Source organism: Cuspidothrix issatschenkoi CHARLIE-1 (assembly GCF_002934005.1).
GTDB classification, from domain to species: domain Bacteria; phylum Cyanobacteriota; class Cyanobacteriia; order Cyanobacteriales; family Nostocaceae; genus Cuspidothrix; species Cuspidothrix issatschenkoi.
On sequence record NZ_PGEM01000004.1, the window covers coordinates 48622 to 66096 of the forward strand.

At 35.5% G+C, this 17475-nt stretch carries 15 protein-coding genes; 7 read left to right on the plus strand and 8 right to left on the minus strand.

Features of this window, described 5'->3' with window-relative positions:
* Positions 1-14: 14 nt before the first annotated feature.
* The 5 genes from CUN59_RS00705 (at position 15) to CUN59_RS22255 (ending at position 8270) form a co-directional block, all read left to right on the plus strand.
* Entirely contained in the window at positions 15-2000 is a 1986-nt protein-coding gene (locus tag CUN59_RS00705) for a HAMP domain-containing methyl-accepting chemotaxis protein (protein WP_104386033.1), read from the plus strand.
* 16 nt (positions 2001-2016) lie between these two features.
* Positions 2017-2817, plus strand: a complete 801-nt coding sequence (locus tag CUN59_RS00710; RefSeq protein WP_243406819.1) for a chemotaxis protein CheW — start codon at positions 2017-2019, stop codon at positions 2815-2817.
* Between the two features lie 66 nt (positions 2818-2883).
* Entirely contained in the window at positions 2884-5787 is a 2904-nt protein-coding gene (locus tag CUN59_RS00715) for a hybrid sensor histidine kinase/response regulator (RefSeq protein ID WP_104386035.1), read from the plus strand.
* Between the two features lie 49 nt (positions 5788-5836).
* Positions 5837-6853, plus strand: a complete 1017-nt coding sequence (locus CUN59_RS00720; RefSeq protein ID WP_104386036.1) for a chemotaxis response regulator protein-glutamate methylesterase — start codon at positions 5837-5839, stop codon at positions 6851-6853.
* 37 nt (positions 6854-6890) lie between these two features.
* Positions 6891-8270, plus strand: a complete 1380-nt coding sequence (locus CUN59_RS22255; protein WP_207765341.1) for a PP2C family protein-serine/threonine phosphatase — start codon at positions 6891-6893, stop codon at positions 8268-8270.
* Here CUN59_RS22255 and CUN59_RS00735 read toward each other — a convergent pair.
* From CUN59_RS00735 to CUN59_RS00745, 3 genes are all read right to left on the minus strand, one after another.
* The gene (locus CUN59_RS00735; protein WP_243406820.1) at positions 8267-10114 is read right to left on the minus strand and encodes a mechanosensitive ion channel family protein; all 1848 of its coding nucleotides are present in this window, start codon (positions 10112-10114) and stop codon (positions 8267-8269) included. The genes CUN59_RS22255 and CUN59_RS00735 overlap by 4 nt on opposite strands.
* Positions 10115-10164: 50 nt before the next feature.
* Positions 10165-10518, minus strand: a complete 354-nt coding sequence (locus tag CUN59_RS00740) for a slr1659 superfamily regulator (protein ID WP_104386037.1) — start codon at positions 10516-10518, stop codon at positions 10165-10167.
* A 113-nt stretch (positions 10519-10631) separates the two neighbouring features.
* Positions 10632-11222 (minus strand): slr1658 family protein, encoded by a 591-nt coding sequence (locus CUN59_RS00745; RefSeq protein ID WP_104386038.1) that lies wholly within the window; start codon positions 11220-11222, stop codon positions 10632-10634.
* 310 nt (positions 11223-11532) lie between these two features.
* Between CUN59_RS00745 and CUN59_RS00750 the strand changes: the two genes are divergently transcribed.
* Positions 11533-13764, plus strand: coding sequence for an amylo-alpha-1,6-glucosidase (locus CUN59_RS00750; protein ID WP_104386039.1), 2232 nt, complete (start codon positions 11533-11535; stop codon positions 13762-13764).
* Positions 13765-14130: 366 nt separating this feature from the next.
* On the opposite strand, the gene CUN59_RS21225 is transcribed toward CUN59_RS00750, so the two are convergent.
* Positions 14131-14280, minus strand: a complete 150-nt coding sequence (locus CUN59_RS21225) for a hypothetical protein (protein WP_165790132.1) — start codon at positions 14278-14280, stop codon at positions 14131-14133.
* Between the two features lie 189 nt (positions 14281-14469).
* Here CUN59_RS21225 and CUN59_RS00755 point away from each other — a divergent pair, with 189 nt between their 5' ends.
* Positions 14470-14718 (plus strand): hypothetical protein, encoded by a 249-nt coding sequence (locus CUN59_RS00755; protein WP_104386049.1) that lies wholly within the window; start codon positions 14470-14472, stop codon positions 14716-14718.
* Here the strand turns inward: CUN59_RS00755 and CUN59_RS00760 are convergent.
* From CUN59_RS00760 to CUN59_RS00775, 4 genes are all read right to left on the minus strand, one after another.
* Positions 14684-14929 carry a type II toxin-antitoxin system prevent-host-death family antitoxin gene (locus CUN59_RS00760; protein ID WP_104386040.1) on the minus strand — a complete coding sequence of 82 codons (246 nt, stop codon included), beginning with the start codon at positions 14927-14929 and terminating at the stop codon, positions 14684-14686. The genes CUN59_RS00755 and CUN59_RS00760 overlap by 35 nt on opposite strands.
* 278 nt (positions 14930-15207) lie before the next feature.
* On the minus strand, positions 15208-15450 hold the full coding sequence (locus CUN59_RS00765) for a type II toxin-antitoxin system HicA family toxin (protein ID WP_104386041.1): 243 nt from the start codon (positions 15448-15450) through the stop codon (positions 15208-15210).
* 197 nt (positions 15451-15647) lie between these two features.
* Positions 15648-15869: a type II toxin-antitoxin system HicB family antitoxin gene (locus CUN59_RS00770; protein ID WP_104386042.1), complete on the minus strand. Its 222-nt coding sequence runs from the start codon at positions 15867-15869 to the stop codon at positions 15648-15650.
* Positions 15870-15984: 115 nt separating this feature from the next.
* A complete protein-coding gene (locus CUN59_RS00775; RefSeq protein WP_104386043.1) occupies positions 15985-17316 on the minus strand; it encodes a hypothetical protein in 1332 nt (443 codons plus the stop codon).
* Positions 17317-17475 lie beyond the last annotated feature (159 nt).

The window sequence follows — 17475 nt, forward strand, 5'->3', positions numbered from 1 at the left end:
ACACAGGTGTATTTATGTTCAGAAATTTAAGCTTACAGACGCGGTTAGTTAGTGGATTTTTATTTATGGCCTTAATTGTGCTAGTTGTAGGTATTATTGGCTGGAGTGGTTCTTATCGTATGAGTCAATACGTCAGTACCGCCTTCGATGATACATTGCCCAGTGCGATTAATTTATGGAAAATCAACGAAGGACAAAGCAGAGTACGATCATCTCAGAATCTGTTAGTCTCACCCCTCATAACTTCAGAACAGAGACAAACAGAAATCTCTAACTTTAAAACAGCTTTGGAGGAAATTAAAGATGGGTTGGATACCTACAACAAGTTACCTCGAGAATCGGAAGAAGAACGAATTTATAAAGGAGTTTTGAGCTTATGGGATAAATGGTCAGCCGCTAGTGAGGAATTCATGCGTTTGAATGACCAATATATGACCTATAGGATAAATAACCCCAGAAGAGTCCAGTTGTTATTATCACAACAGGGAAAAGCCAACACACCTGAATTCAAAACAGCCGAAGATGCTATTGGAGTCATGGATAAAATGCGAGACTTTTTAACTAACACATTGGATCCTGCATACACTGCGGCAGATAAGGCACAAATGGACTTACTTGACAATACTAGTAAGATAGCACAAGAACTTGACAAAAAAGCCCATACTGACATAGAACAAACCAATTCTTTGATATTGTTATGTTTAATCATCGGTCCTGTGACTGCCATTATACTTGGCTTTGCTTTTAGTAAGCCAATTTCTTCAAGTGTCAATGAATTAGTCAAAGTTTCCCAATCTATAGCTAATAGCAATTCTCAATTACCAGGATCATTCCAGACAAAGGACGAAATCGAAAAATTAAAAACTGCTTTTTATATGGTGACATCTAAAATTGGTGAGTTGGTAAATCTTGCCCAAAAAATATCTAGTGGGGATGTAACTACACAAATTCAAGGAGTAGATAGTCAAGACCAAATAAGTAAATTACAAACAGCCTTTGATAGAGTTGCCTGGAAAATTGGTGAGTTGGTAAATATCGCCCAAAAAATATCTAGTGGGGATTTAACGACATCTGTTCAACCCGCAACTACTCAAGATGAAATTGGCAAATTACAAAATGCCTTTTTTACCATGAACAAAGACCTAAACAATTTAATTTTCCGCATTCAACATTCAGGAGTACAAATTACCACTTCTAGTACACAAATTGCGGCATCTGGTAAACAGTTAGAAGCCACACTCACAGAACAATTAGCATCTACAAATGAAGTAGCTGCTACTGCCCAAGAAATTGCTGCTACATCCAAAAATTTAGTCAAAATGATGGAAAAAGTAGCGGAGATGACAAATTCAACTGCTACCGATACTCGTCAAAGCCGTGATGAATTACAAGAAATGGAAAATACCATGCGGCAACTCACAGAAGGGACTAATGCTATTAATTCCAAACTGGGAATAATGAATAAAAAAGCCAGCAATATTAATAATGTTGTTGTCACAATTACTAAGGTGGCGGATCAAACCAGTATTTTGTCATTAAATGCCGCTATAGAAGCAGAAAAAGCCGGAGAATATGGGGCAGGATTTGCCGTAGTAGCCCGAGAAATTCGCCGATTAGCAAATCAAACCGCGGTGGCAACTTTAGAAATTGAACAAATAGTTAAAGATATGCAAGCTGCTGTTTCTATGGGGGTTATGGAAATGGATAAATTCAATTACTCTGTGACTAATAGTGTGGGACAGGTAAACAGAATTAGTAACCAAATGAGTAAAGTTATTAATCAAGTACAAAGCTTACCATCCCAATTTATCCAAGTGAGTGCAAGTATGGAAGAACAATCTCAAGGAGCAATTCAAATTAGTCAAGCTATGGAACAATTAACGGATACTTCCCAACAAACTGTTGATGCTTTGCGGGAAACAAATGGTGCATTGGAACAATTAGAAGAAGCAGCCCAGTCTTTACGGTCAGAAATTTCCCATTTTCAAGTTAGAAACTAATTGAATAAAAAAGGTTATGCTGATGAAAGATAATGATGATATCAGCAATGATTATGACAGCGATAATCAGCTATTAGAGGATGTCAATACTGAACGACCAATTTTCAATGATTGCTGGAACAAAATTGGTGTAATGGGCGATCGCACTTGTGGCGAATTAAAAACCGTCATTCATTGCTATGAATGTCCAGTTTATGCAGCAGTTGGTGATAGTCTCTTGGAAAGAGAAGCACCAGTAGACTATCTGGAAAACTGGATGAATGTTATTGAAGAAACATCTACTAGTCCTGATGTTTATGACAGCAATGAGGCAATTATTCGCACGCTTGATTCTATTTCTATCATCATCTTTCAACTAGGAAATGAGAAATTAGGTTTGCCAGTACGAATGTTACAAGAAGTAACCCACCCTTGTATTATTCAACCTGTACCCCATCGCAGCAATGAATTATTTTTAGGTTTAGTAAATATTCGTGGGGAAACATTACTTTGCGCTTCCCTGCACTCTATTTTACATATCCAAGTTACCCAGGAGATGATTAAATCAAAATCAAATCAAGACAATAAGGCCGCAGCTAAACCAATTAATATCCAACGCATGATCGTCGCTGGACAAGGAGAAGATAAATGGGTATTTCCTGTAGATGAAGTCCATGGAATCTTCCGTTTTCATCTGAGCGAATTACAAGAAGCACCAGTAGTAATTACCAAATCTGAAGAAGGTTATACCAAAGGTATTGTTTATTGGGAAGGAGAGAAAATCAATTATCTTGATTCTGATTTATTGTTTTATACCCTGAATCAGAAAATTTTGTAATTACTCTCTTATGACTTATTTTTGATCTGTCAACCATCAACCGTCAACTATCACCTATCACCTATTATGAGTAAATACACTCTTTTCGACTTATTTGTAGAGGAAGTAAAAACTAGTATTGGTACTCTTAAGCGATGTTTGCCTGTATTAAAAAATCAACCATTTTCTCAGGATGAAATTGAGCAAGCCATACAAGCGACTCATTCCCTTTATGGAACTGCTTACATTATGGAAATGGAAGCAGCTTATAATTTAGTGCAATTGATGAAAGATTGCTTAATTGCTGTTCAAAAACAAAGTATTACTTTAAAAATAGAACACATTGATATCTTAATTCATGCTAGTGATTTACTTTTAAGTATGAGTCTGGTGGCTGAAGATAATTTAGATGTATGGATGAAAAATCATCTTGGAGATTGGAATAATACTCAACAAGCAATTGCTTATTTAATAACGGGAAATTTACCCAATGAATTACTCTTAAATCTTGAAAAAACAGAAGTAACACAGCCGAAAGAAATAATAGATAATACAGCATTTGTCACCGATGAAAAAGAAGAAAAAATAGCCAACATAAACCAGATTTCCCCTATTACAGACTTTGAACCTCACCCTGTTATCTCAACATCTCCAGTTATATCCGCACCTATGCCACCAACGATAGAACCGCCAGTAATGAGTGGTGATAGTGGTTCAATGATGGATTTATTCCGATTGGAAGCTGAAGCCCAGGTTAATGTCTTAAATAATGGATTATTAATCATAGAAAATAACCCCCAATCAGCCCAGGAATTAGAAGCTTTAATGCGGGCGGCTCATTCCATCAAAGGTGCAGCCAGAATTGTGGAATTAGATCAGGTAGTACAATTAGCCCACGTTATGGAAGATTGCTTTGTCGCTGCTCAAAAGAAAACCGTTTCTTTAACTCCTGATGATGTGGATATCTTATTACAAGGTGTAGATTTATTGCAAAATATTAGTCAATTAAATGATGCAGAATTACCAACTTGGTTAGGACAACATCAAGGCAATTTTATAAATCTTCGTGATGATGTAGCCGCAATTTTAAGCCCAGGCAGCAAAAAGCCGAAAACAAATACTACTCCTAATATTGAGAAGGATGTACAAATAGTTGATCATTCCCCAATTGCCAATGTTCAGCCCTTAGTTACCAAATCTGCATCACCAATTACTACTCGTGAGGAAGACAATACCAATTCCACTAAAAATCAGGATCGAGTCGTGCGAGTAAGTGCGGATAATTTGAATCGAATTATGGGTTTAGCAGGAGAATCATTAATTGAGGCGAATTGGTTACAACCATTTGCAGATTCCATGATGTTGTTAAAATCGCGGATGTTAGAAATTGCCCGCAGTTTAGAACAGTTACAGGAATCTCTTGATCAAAATTTATATGAGACAGAAGGCAAAGAATATTTATTGCAAGCACGACAACAAAAACAGGAATGTATTGATTATATAAGCGATAACCTGAATGAATTAGAGTTGTATGTGCGTCGCACTGGTAGTTTATCAGATCGTCTTTATCGGGAAGTCATTAATTCCCACATGAGACCATTTGAAGATGGTTTACATAGTTTTCCCCGCATGATTCGAGATTTGGCACGCAAATTAAATAAACAAGTTAAATTAGAAATCGTTGGTAAATCTACACCAGTTGATCGAGATATTCTTAAAAAATTAGAAGCACCTTTAACCCATATTCTCAGAAATGCCGTAGATCATGGTATGGAACTACCAGAAGAACGCATTAGCACTGGTAAACCTCCGGAAGGTATAATTCGTTTAGAAGCCTTTCATCGGGGCGGAATGTTAGCAATTACTATTAGCGACGATGGCAAAGGTGTAAATCGTGAACAATTACGTCAGAAAATAATTAATAAGAATTTAGCAACAGCAGATATGGCTACTCAACTTTCTGATGCAGAGTTAATGGAATTTCTCTTTTTACCTGGATTTTCTACAGCCAAACAGGTGACAGAAATTTCTGGGCGGGGTGTCGGTTTAGATATTGCCAAAAGTATGGCACAAGAAGTAGGCGGCACAGTCCGCGCCAATTCTCACCCAGGAAAAGGTACAAGTTTTCATTTTCAACTGCCCCTAACATTATCAGTAGTTAGAACATTATTAGTGGAAATTTCGGAAAATTCCTATGCCATTCCCTTAGCAAGAATTGACCAGATTGTTACTTTAGATAGAGCCGAAATTACTAATGTAGAAAATCGCCAATATTTCACTATGAATAACCAAAATATTGGTTTAATAGCAGCCTATCAGATTTTAGAATTACCCCTATCTAAACAGCAAAATGACTCAGTTTCTGTAGTTGTTATTAGTGATCAAAATAGTTCATACGGTTTAGTAGTAGATAAATTTTTAGGTGAGCGAGATTTAGTTGTTAGACCTCTAGATCCGCGTTTAGGCAAAGTTGCTGATATTAGTGCCACTGCATTATTAGGAGATGGTTCACCCATTTTAATTGTTGATGTTTCCGATATGGTACGTTCTATGGATGCTATTCTCAAAACTAGAAATTTATCTAAAGTCATGATGCAAGCTGAATTAGAAAGTATACATCAACAGCCCAAAATTTTAGTAGTTGATGACTCTATTACAGTGAGAGAAATGGAACGCAAACTCTTAGAAAATCGTGGTTATCTAGTAGACACGGCTGTTAATGGTGTAGAAGGTTGGAATGCAGTGCGTACTAACAATTATAATTTAGTAATTAGTGATATTGATATGCCAAAAATGAATGGTATTGAATTAGTCAAACAAATCAAAAGTAATCCGCGCTTAAATTCCTTACCCATCATTATTATTTCCTATCGTGACCGCGAAGAGGATAGACTCCAGGGCTTAGAAGCTGGTGCTGATTACTATTTAACTAAAAGTAGTTTTCATGATGATACATTAATTAATGCGGTAGTTGATTTAATTGGAAATTAGTTATTCTTAATAATTCAGGAGTCAAAATGTTTTATAAATTGATAATTTTATGAAAATTGCCATTGTCAATGATAACATAATTGCTATCAACACATTACGACGGATTATCCAATCTGTACCACACTATCAAATAATTTGGACAGCTAAAAGTAGTGATGAAGCTATTAATAAATCTCAAGAAAATATTCCTGATTTAATATTAATGGATTTGATGATGCCCCTCATGGGTGGAGTTGCTGCCACTCAACAGATTATGAAATATTCTCCTTGTGCCATTTTGATTGTCACCACTGACATGAGGGCTAATATCTCTCAAATTTATGCAGCTATGGGTTATGGTGCTTTAGATGTTATGGATACTCCAACTATAGATAGCAAAAATTTTGCCGATCTGACGGGTAAATTACTGGAGAAAATAGCTAACATCGCCAGATTAATTAAATATAGTTCTCAAGGTAGAAACACTAAGTTACCAGAGTCACAAAAACTATTCAAATCCATGCAATTAGTAGCAATTGGTGCTTCTACAGGGGGTCCGAAAGCACTGGCAACTATCTTATCACAATTACCTGCAAATTTGAATGCTGCTGTTGCTGTTGTCCAGCACGTTGATGGCAGTTTTTCTCGCGGTTTTGCCGACTGGTTAAACCAACAAACACCTTTACCCGTGAGATTAGCCCAAACAGGCGATCGCTTGCAAAAAGGTACAGTTTTAATCGCTGGCACAAATGACCATCTCCATTTAAAACCAGATTTAACTTTAGCCTATACGAAAAACCCCATTGATTATCCCTATCGTCCTTCCATAGATGTCTTTTTTCACAGTCTTGCCCAACATTGGCAAAATAAAGGAACAGCCATTTTACTCACAGGTATGGGTAAAGATGGCGCAGAAGGACTAAACGCTTTAAAAATGCAAGGTTGGCATACAATCGCCCAAAATAAAGAAAGTTGTATAGTTTACGGAATGCCCAAAGCCGCTATAGAATTAAATGCTGCTACTCAAGTATTATCTTTAGAAAATATAGCCATAAACCTGCAATTATTGTTAAATAAGAGTTGCTAAAAAATTAGCAAACATATTCCTAGCAGATTTAAAATTTATGAATGAAAATTTAGTTCAAGATCCAATTACAGTTTTACTCATAGATGATCAACCCATGATCGCTGAGGCCGTTCGTCGAATGTTAGTTTCAGAAACAGATATTAATTTTCATTACTGTAACAACCCCACCCAAGCCCTCAAAGTTGCTAGATCCTGTCAGCCAACCATTATCTTACAAGATTTAGTCATGCCAGAAATGGAGGGATTAGTGCTAGTGCGTTTTTTACGGGCAGAAAATTCCCCAACTAAAGATGTTCCTCTCATCGTTCTTTCCAGTAAAGAAGAACCAGTAATTAAAGCTAAAGCCTTTGCTTTAGGTGCTAATGATTATATCGTTAAACTGCCAGATAAATTAGAATTAATAGCCCGGATTCGCTACCATTCCCAAGCTTATGTCAACCTTCTCAAACGCAAGGAAGCAGAAGCTATTTTACAAGCAGATAATCTACGGATGCGTAAAGAATTAGAAATGTTGCGCCAAATGCAAAGAATGATTTTGCCAACCGCAGAAGAATTAAGTACCATTGAAGATTTAGAAATTGCCGGTTATATGGAACCTGCTGACGAAGTAGGAGGGGATTATTATGACATTTTGTACACAGATAATTTAGTGACTATTGCCATCGGTGATGTCACCGGACATGGACTAGAAAGCGGTATTTTAATGGTCATGACTCAAACAGCAGTTCGTACTCTTAAAGAAATTCAAGAACTCGATCCAGTCAAGTTTTTAGATGTCCTCAATCGCACTATTTATAAAAATGTGCAACGCATGAATTCTGAGAAAAATTTAACCTTAGCTATTCTCACTTATGCCGAAGGTAAAATTAGTATTAGTGGTCAACATGAGGAAACTATTGTAGTGCGGAAAGGTGGCGAAATTGAGCGTATTAATACTATTAATCTAGGATTTCCCATTGGGTTAGAAGCAGAGATTTCAGATTTTATTGATCATACCATCCTGGACTTAAATGAAGATGATGGAATTGTCCTATATTCCGATGGCATTCCCGAAGCCTATAGTATGGATAAGAAACAATATGGTTTAGAAAAATTATGCGAAGTTATTAGCCAAAATTGGCATGAATCAGCAGAAAAAATTAAACAAGTAATCATTGATGATGTTAAGAGACATATTGGTGAACAAAAAGTGTTTGATGATATTACCTTAGTTGTTCTCAAACGCAAATTTAGACAGAATCAAGAAATATTAGAAACACAAAGTGCCATATTAGAACTAGAACTAGAACCAGAACTAGAACCAGAACCAGAACCAGAACCAGAACTAGAACCAGAACCAGAACCAGAACTAGAAATTCCACACAATGGTGGTAAACGGAAAAAATTAGGCTTTTTTCGCCGTCAATCATTTCTCTAAATAATTACTCGTCTTTTTTCACTATTGGGATTATGGGAGGGTCTAGCTGGAGATATTGGTATTTCTCCTTGGTTCCATCCATTACTACTGCCATTACTGCCATTACTGCCATTTTCTACTGGCTTAATCCCATCCCAATTGAGATAGGTAATATTGAAATAGCCGAAGATTTCCTCATAAATCTGACTTCTAACGCGATCGCCTCGTTTACCATCTTCTAACTTCATTTCGTCTACAAAAAACCTAATATCTAATTCAATGAAAAATCCCGATTCATCATGAGTCATACCCATCATTCTAATGTATGGTTCTTGCCATTTTTTTTGCGGTGCTTTTAATCTGTTCTTCAACCAATCAATTAAGTCAATTACATAATCATCTAAACGAGTCTCATCACCTTGAGGATTAGATATTTTTTGAGCTAATTTTTGGAATCTACGCTGCAATAAATTAATCTTCCGCTCCCATTCATCAGAAATAAAAGATTGATCCTCATCCAAAAAATTAGGATCTTTAATCCACAGACGATACCACTCCCTAATTAACTCAATTAGTCCATCCTCATTATATTCATTAAAATCAATACCCAATCGGTTATTGCTGCTTTTTTCTGTTTCTTCAAAGCCAGTCAGCAGCAAAACTTCTTGAAATTCCTGTTGGACATTTTCTACTTCTTCTTGGGACATTCCCCCTTTTTCCGCAAATTTCATGGTAACAGCTAAAGCTTCCAAGGATTCGACAATTTCTTCTAATTTTAAATTCACATTTTGTTCAGCTAGTAGTCTTGATTTCCCAACTTCCTGTTGATTGAGTAAATGCGTATCACTTTCATGGGACTTAAAGTATTCATCTATTAGTTCTAACTTCATATCTATCGAACCGAGTGTATCAGGATGAGCTAAGACAATTTCTTCTATTAATTTTTTAGATTGATCCATGTCACATTCTGAAGGTAACTCGATCACAATAGATTGGTAATATAAGGAAGTAGGGCGACTTAAATTTGTGATTTTCTGACTTTGTAACATACTATTAGGAATATAAATATCACAATGATTACTAAATATATAAAGATGCGTTACCCTAATCCCAATTCGGCGTAACATTCCAATTGAACCATCTTCCAGTAGCAAAATATCCCCAAATTGAAAGGGAGTATCAATTAATAAGACAATCCCACTGAAGAAATTAGCTAAAATATCCTGAAGTGCAAAACCCAATACAAAAGTAGCACCACCCAAAGCTACCCAAATTCCTGTTAAATCAACGCCAAAAGAACTAATTATAAACACCGCACTCGTAATATATATCAGTGCAGGAACAACTGCTGAAAGCAGGGGAAGTAGAACGTCATCCCACATAACTTCCGTTTTTTGGGTGTATTCTTTTAGGTAATAAATAAAGACTTGATTAAATATTTGTACAGACCAAAAACCAATGGTGACAATCATTATGGTTGTGAAGATGTGTTCTATCGTTGAAAAAATCTTCACTCCAGCTAATTTATCAAAAGTTATTTTAATGCTGAAAATAGCAAAAATAATCAGAGCCGGATTAAATGACACATTTAAAGTGACAATGGCAATATCACTTTCAAAATTACGAAAAATAGGTCGTAATATATAAGCAAGGAACACATATAATACAACAGTTCCTACAAAACAGATGAGTAAACTCGTCAAAATTAATTCATCTGTATTCATTTGTGATAATTGACTATCCACAGTTTGGACTAAACCCTTGACATCAATTTGAGAAAATTGATTAATCAGGGTTTGCATTAATTCCTGAAAATCCGTTTGTAACAATTGTTCCCAGATATTTTCCCAGATATTTTCTGACATGAGATTTCCGCGATTACTAAATTTAATGATGTTGTTATTGTGTGGGTTGCTTATTCTACTATTAATTTCAGACCGGGAAGTAACCGTTCTAAATTTTTGAGAGATTTACCTTGCCATGGTACTTTTTTTGATCCTAAAACTATTAATTGAATGCCTTTTTTCTTTCGCATTCCCAATACAAATTTTGACAACATACTAATTCCAGAACTGTTGAGAAATTTTAGTTCTTTTAGGTTTAATGTTATGGTTTCTGCATCAAAATCAGCTACTTGATTAAGTAAATTTACAATCGGTACATAATCTTTTGGTCCACCTAGTGCTATTTCGCCTGTAAAAAAAACCGTCGTGGATGGAGCATCATATTTAACATTGTAGTCATTACCTGTTACTTCTTGCATAGCCATAAATTATTTCTGTTGTTTAGGGAGTGAGATAATTTGATTTGTAAATTTAAAAGAGATTGATATCCCCGACTTCCTGAAGAAGTTAGGATATGTGTTTAGTAAATTATCATAAATTATAGAATGAATTGAGCCATTGTTGTTACAGCGGTCATTTCTGGATCAATAGACGCTGACTTAAATCTCCAACCTAATTTTGCTGCATAATCATTTACTAACGTTATTAAACCTAAGCCAGAATCTTCATTATCTGCTTTAGATGCTGTAATCTCAATTTGCTGAATATACAATTCATTGGGATCGTTAATTAGCAATGAGTTAATAAAAGCTTGATATTTTTCAACTTGTTCAGCCAAAGTCAGATTTTCAGTATAAATCACTGCTGTCAGTTCTATATCTTCTAAAAAATAAATTCCCAGCTTGAGGTGATTATTTTTGCTATCTACATTAAATTTTATGGCGTTTTCTAACAATTCATTACCTATATAACTCAGGGTGTTCTTAATCTCTTTAATGCGGTCTTTTTTATTAGTATCATTTTCATCAATAGTTAGTAAATTACCAACATAATCAGCGATAAAATAGGCAAATAACCGGTTATTGTGCCAGTATTGTCGATTTTGTTGATCCCATGAACTAAAATTTAACTCTAAAAAATGACCTTGAGGCAGAAATTCTTCTATAAATTCTCCAAAAACTTCATTCATATTTGTTATCCTTGGGAAGCATTGATTATTTTCACTATAGTAGTTCCTATTTAAGTTAGGTACAAGAAGTGACCATTAAACTCTGTTCCCTGTTCCCTGCTATCAGTCTTAATTTTAACTCTATTCAAGAATAGGATAGGAGACTGTGGAAGTCTCCAACAAATTATCAAAAAATAGCTATTTTTCAGCCTTGACATCTAATTGATAAGAGATACATTTATAGAAATTCATTTTTGTAGATTTAATTTCTTGCTTTTGTTGATTATATCAAATTGAGCAAATTTATACCTGTATAGGTAAGCGTAGACTAATGACATCGGATACATTAATTACCCCGGAAAAGATTGTTTTAGAGGGTAGGACTTTTACTCCCGTAGACTCCAAAGAGATTTCTGAATGGCCTTGTGTAGTCAGTGAAAGACCACAGCCAACGATTACAGTTAAAGATGATGATTTATTCCTCGTCACGGATATTATGGGGAATATTTCCGGCTGTTACCTGTATGGTAGCACTCCTAGTATGGGGATGTTTTGCCGTGATACCAGGTTTTTGAGTCGTTTAGAATTGCAAATTGAAGGGCGATCGCCTATATTACTAAGTAGCAACGCTGACAAAGGATTTGCCCTTTCTGTCCTCTGTACTAATCCTGATTTAGAACATCTTTTTTGTGCCGATACCGTGGGAATTCGTCGAGAAATGGTTCTCAATGGCGCACTATTTGAAGAAATAGAGGTAACAAACTATAACACGACCAATATCAGTTTTACCATTAGTATCAGTTTTGATGCTGATTTTGTAGATTTATTTGAAGTCAGAGGTCATCACCGCCAAAAACGCGGCAGAATGTTACACCTGGCCGAAACATCCGAAACCAAAGAAGAATCTTTGACCCTAGCATATCAGGGTTTAGACGGTGCAATCATGGAATCTCGGATTCAATTTCAACATTTGCCCCCACACCGTTTTCAAGGTTATACAGCAATTTGGCAGCTAGATTTAGCAGCCCATGAAACTAAAAAGCTGGGTTATCGGTTGAATATGGTGACTAATAGCCAAGCTAATTCAGCTATCAGTGCCGCTAGTACCCTAGCACAAGCCAAAGCCGCCGAATTAATGGAGGAACAAAGCTGGTTACAGGAAATTACTCGCATTAGCTCAGACAAAAGTATACTAAATCGCGTAATTTCACGAGCAGAACAAGATATATATTTACTACGTCAGTCCTTTGGCAAATATAGAACCGTTTCTGCTGGTGTCCCTTGGTTTTCCACCTTATTTGGCCGGGATGCCATTATTACCGCTTCCCAAACCCTGATGTTAAACCCCCAAATAGCCAAAGAAACCCTGTTGTTATTGGCAGAATATCAAGGTCAAACCGAGAATATTTGGCGGGAAGAAGAACCAGGCAAAATATTACACGAATTGCGGTTAGGGGAAATGGCACGATGTGAAGAAATTCCCCACACACCCTATTATGGAACAGTTGATGCTACGCCCCTGTGGTTAATGCTCTATGCTGAATACTACAGTTGGACCCATGACCAAGAAACCTTGGAAGCACTGTGGCCAAACGCCTTGGCGGCTATGGGTTGGATTGATAAAAAACTCCAAGCTACAGGATATCTCAGTTATTACCGTCAATCTCAAGGTGGCCTGGTTAACCAAGGATGGAAAGACTCTGGTAATTGCATAGTTAACCGCAAAGGAGAATTAGCCACCGGTGCGATTTCTTTATGTGAAGTGCAAGCTTATGTCTATGCAGCTAAAAATCGTCTAGGGGAAATTGCCAAAATTAAACAACTTCCAGATTTAGCCGAACTTTGGCAAACCCAAGCTAGACAACTGCGGGCGAAATTTAATCAGGATTTTTGGTTAGAAGAGGAAGATTTTTGTGCTTTAGCTTTAGATGGAGATGGTAAACCAGTAGATAGTATTACCTCTAATCCTGGCCAATGTTTAAATTTGGGGATATTTACCTCAGCCAAAGCCTATAGCGTGGCGGAAAGATTGGGAGCGCCTGATATGTTTAATGGTTGGGGAATTCGCACTTTAAGCAGTTTGTCACCTGCCTATAATCCTATGGGTTATCATACTGGTTCAGTGTGGCCTCATGATAATTCTCTCATAGCTGTGGGATTGCGATCGCTCGGTTTAATAGATCAATCCCTGGAATTATTTCAAGGATTATTTAACATGACATCCCAGCAACCCTATCAACGTCCACCAGAACTATTTTGCGGCTATCAAAGCAATGGTGATAATGCACCTGTGCAGTATCCCGTTGCTTGTAGTCCCCAAGCTTGGGCAACAGGTAGCATCTTTCAATTATTACAGATGATGGTCAATTTAATTCCAGATGCACAAAATAATTGTTTGCGAATTGTTGACCCTGCTTTACCAGAATCAATTAACCAATTGTCCTTGCACAATTTGCGGGTGGGTGCAACCATTTTAGATTTAGAATTTGAGCGTGTTGGTAGCACCACTTCCTGTCGAGTGGCTAAAAAACGGGGGAATTTACGTGTAGTCATTGAAGCGTAATATCATGTCCAGTTGAATATTTATCATATCTGTTGAGGCTGGTAATTGGTAATTGGAAACAGACAATTACTAACCAATGAGTTATATCGTAAGTAATTCAACTGACATGATATAATACCAATTTTATGTGCATCTTCATAGAAAATTGGTATAAGCTGCAAAGTCTTTTTTTAACGAACCGCAGAGGCACATAACATTTATGGGTGAGTCCACAAAGAACTCACCCCACTTACATTATACCAAAGCCGCTTCTCCTTACTAATCACCCTCCCTTCATCCTCAAAACCAACAATTTGATCAAAATTCAAATAACGATACAAATTATCAGCTTTCTTGTTCTGTTTTTTTCACTGTTAATAATCTTTTTTACATGGCAACATAAGGAATAGCGTTAACAATATCTCTCAATGTAATTCCAGGTTGTAATTCTCCTTTAAAACGGACTAATACCGATTCTGGCATATCTAAAGGCATTACACCCAATGCACCAGCAAATACCACTAAACCAGAACCCACAGGCTGTTAATTTGGGTTATGTTAGTTTGGAGGATAAGGAGGAGTTTGTTAAACCTGCTTTTAGTGATTCCAAGGTTTTAGTATAAGGTAGCGATAGTTATAGCTAGATATAAATATGTTGCCCAAAATTTAACAACTGGATATAATATGAATATAAATATTCAGGTCAAATTAATCGAAAGTAAAATTATGACTCAAGCAATTGATCAACATATCATGCAAGAAAATATTCTATTAGATAAATTTAGAAATCTCACTAGTGAAGAACAACAAACTATTTTAGATTTTGTGGAATTTATGTACAGAAAAAAAAATGGACTACCAGAAAATCGAGAAGTTTCTGCTTATGATTTAGCTAAAGAATGGGCTGGATCTGTAGATAGTGGAATTGGTGATTTATCTACTAATAAAAAGTACCTTCAAGCATTTGGTAAATAATGAAATCAAATTTCCTCTCAATTATTGTTTCCAATTGTTTGATATAATCGAGGATTTTTTGATAAGATGCGGCATCTTGTACTACTAATTCTGCTTTACCGTTAACTGTTAAAATCAGAGGATTTCCGGTTTCTTTCATCTGGTTAATGAGTTCGTTGGTGTTGCGTTTGAAGGTTGAGAGTGATTGAATATCTTGACTGAGATTAATCATAGTTGGTGACTCTGCACTAAATTTAGATTTAATTTAATGTTAGCATAAAATTAAAAAAGCGATCGCTCCCTAAACCCTATATAGCAAATAACCCAATCCGTAGTTAACGAATTGGGTTTTATTTTTTATGACCTACCGCAAGAAATATACCCAGTGCTAGGTCAGCCTAGACATATCCACTATTTATTTAAGAGCTATTGAGATATTTTAAACTTCTCAGTTTTAAACACCAACCATAATCAAATTCTTGTAAACTAGCCACCATTTATTACCTTACCTTACTTTACTAACTGGCTGAATGTTGAACAGACTTTTTTATGATGTCGTTTCAAGTCGTCCTTAGTAGCACCTAGTTGGGCTAGGATTTCGTACATAAGCCAACCCCCAATCTCAGGATAAACTGGTATTGTGGTTGCTCGTCCATCTGGATGCTTCCAGCGCACATGGTCACCTTTTTGGCGTTTTCTTTCAAAGCCAAGATGAGATGCAAGTCTTTCCAGTTCTCGTGTTTTTACTGGCATATATTCCCCCTAGTTGTGAACTACGCAGATAGCACGGGTGGAAGACTTTCTTGAGGAAGGTTATGGAGTTGTCTAGGCTTTGTAGCTAGAATAACACAAAAAATAATACTGCCAAATACTTAATATTTCTTAATATATTTGGCAGTTTGTTATAAATAATGGTTTGACAGTTACTGAGAATATGATTTCTCAGTATGTCAGCTTTCACGGAAGATACCAAGTTTAATGTCTTCAGGAAAAGGTATTCCTTCTTCTTCGTACTCTTCTAGAATCATCTCAAATACGTCTTGTAGTTTTCTTAGGGCTTCGTGTTGCGTTTGTCCCAAAGCATGACAGCTAGGAATAGCCGGAATATAGGCAACAAAAGTACCATTGTCATCAGGACGAATAATATTGATATAGTCTTGGAGGGATTTCATATTACAACCATACTCTCACTACAAATGTAACATATTATGGTTACTTATGGAAGTAAACTGTAAGTTTATGGATATTTACCAACATTTTAAACCTGAAATGGTGAATTGTATCATTCTAAATTTCTAAAGGTTGACTAAAATGTTCCAGAACTTTTCTAGCTATAAATTTAACTAATTCAATGTCGTATCCTAATTTTTGAGCTTCTGTTGACAATGGTAAAATAAATTTTGTTTGATCAGTTGGGTCATTTTTTGTATGAACTATTTTACACCGTATGTCATAAATACGAATCGCTGTATCATTTATGATATCACCTCCTTCCCTAAGAGGACTTGGTTTAGTTGTGATATACTTCCATTTATCATAGTTTTTAAAGAACTTTTGTCTATCTTGTTTTTCTTGAAAGAATAATTTTAATTCTTCTGTGTCCACACAATGTTTAATAGTTAATTTCAACCAATCTTTTTCATTTTGACCATGTATTCTGTCTATTATTTTATTAAATAAAGTATTTATGTTATTATCTAATGTTTCTTGAGATTCATAAAATGATGGATCTTTAATTGTTTCTTTCATAATTCTTAATGCTTCTTGATCTACACATTTAGGGAAATAAAATTCAATTACTTGATAATAATGTAAATATTGTGATACAGGCATTTCTTCTTCTAAAAGTGCATAAATGTACAAAGACAAGGGACTTTTTTCATAATTGCAAATTTTAATATCTAGTGTAGGTTTAGATTGAATTTTATTCTTAATTAAATATCTGTTCCTTTCCGCTTTTAAATCACTCAGTGATTTAGAATATGGTCCTTGATCTGATAAATAAATAGATATTCCCGTAGAATAATTTAATTCCAAAATAAGTGAAGTCGCAACTTGTTTCAAAATTTCTAAAGCCTGTTCATGGGATGAAATTTGTACTTGTTCTATACGGATAGTAGAATATTCCTTAATTTGAGGTTGAGAAATAGGGTCTTTAAGTGTTGCTAAAACCGAAAATGTTGGCGTAGATAAACCAATAGATAATTTAATCATTGAGCAATTATCATTATTAGTGTTAATAACTGTCCTTGAATTTTCTTCTTCATTGTTGATTCTAGGTTTAATTAATTTTTGATAAATTGAATAATGTCCTTGTGGCATATCTTCATAGTCAATCATAGCTTCAATACACTTATCTTCGATGGAATAATAAGCATAAAACTCGCTCATACCATTAATTTTCTTGATATTTTCAAAAAAAATATAATCTTTTGGTATTAATTTTGCTGTGTTATGATCAATGTAAATATTAATAGTATCATTACCAGCATTCAGCTTCAAACAAAATCCATGATTAATATTTTCTGGATTAAGTCGCTCTATGTCAAGATTTGCTCGTTGACAACGTTCTTCAAATTGCTGAAGTAGCAGTAAACTATCTTCTGATTCAATAGACATATTAATTTAACATGATATTGTAAACCAAAATGGTTCTTCCGTACCTGTTATGCCAAATATGAGTTTATTTACCCCATAACCCATATAAATAAAGGGTTTCATTATTTTTAATACCAAATTTATGTCAAATTAACCGATGAATTCAGGTAAAATCCTTGC

Coding starts and splice junctions, on each gene's coding strand:
- CUN59_RS00705 (WP_104386033.1), top strand. CDS start 15: ATGTTCAGAAATTTAAGCTTACAGACGCGGTTAGTTAGTGGATTTTTA.
- CUN59_RS00710 (WP_243406819.1), top strand. CDS start 2,017: ATGCTGATGAAAGATAATGATGATATCAGCAATGATTATGACAGCGAT.
- CUN59_RS00715 (WP_104386035.1), top strand. CDS start 2,884: ATGAGTAAATACACTCTTTTCGACTTATTTGTAGAGGAAGTAAAAACT.
- CUN59_RS00720 (WP_104386036.1), top strand. CDS start 5,837: ATGAAAATTGCCATTGTCAATGATAACATAATTGCTATCAACACATTA.
- CUN59_RS22255 (WP_207765341.1), top strand. CDS start 6,891: ATGAATGAAAATTTAGTTCAAGATCCAATTACAGTTTTACTCATAGAT.
- CUN59_RS00735 (WP_243406820.1), bottom strand. CDS start 10,114: ATGTCAGAAAATATCTGGGAAAATATCTGGGAACAATTGTTACAAACG.
- CUN59_RS00740 (WP_104386037.1), bottom strand. CDS start 10,518: ATGGCTATGCAAGAAGTAACAGGTAATGACTACAATGTTAAATATGAT.
- CUN59_RS00745 (WP_104386038.1), bottom strand. CDS start 11,222: ATGAATGAAGTTTTTGGAGAATTTATAGAAGAATTTCTGCCTCAAGGT.
- CUN59_RS00750 (WP_104386039.1), top strand. CDS start 11,533: ATGACATCGGATACATTAATTACCCCGGAAAAGATTGTTTTAGAGGGT.
- CUN59_RS00755 (WP_104386049.1), top strand. CDS start 14,470: ATGACTCAAGCAATTGATCAACATATCATGCAAGAAAATATTCTATTA.
- CUN59_RS00760 (WP_104386040.1), bottom strand. CDS start 14,929: ATGATTAATCTCAGTCAAGATATTCAATCACTCTCAACCTTCAAACGC.
- CUN59_RS00765 (WP_104386041.1), bottom strand. CDS start 15,450: ATGCCAGTAAAAACACGAGAACTGGAAAGACTTGCATCTCATCTTGGC.
- CUN59_RS00770 (WP_104386042.1), bottom strand. CDS start 15,869: ATGAAATCCCTCCAAGACTATATCAATATTATTCGTCCTGATGACAAT.
- CUN59_RS00775 (WP_104386043.1), bottom strand. CDS start 17,316: ATGTCTATTGAATCAGAAGATAGTTTACTGCTACTTCAGCAATTTGAA.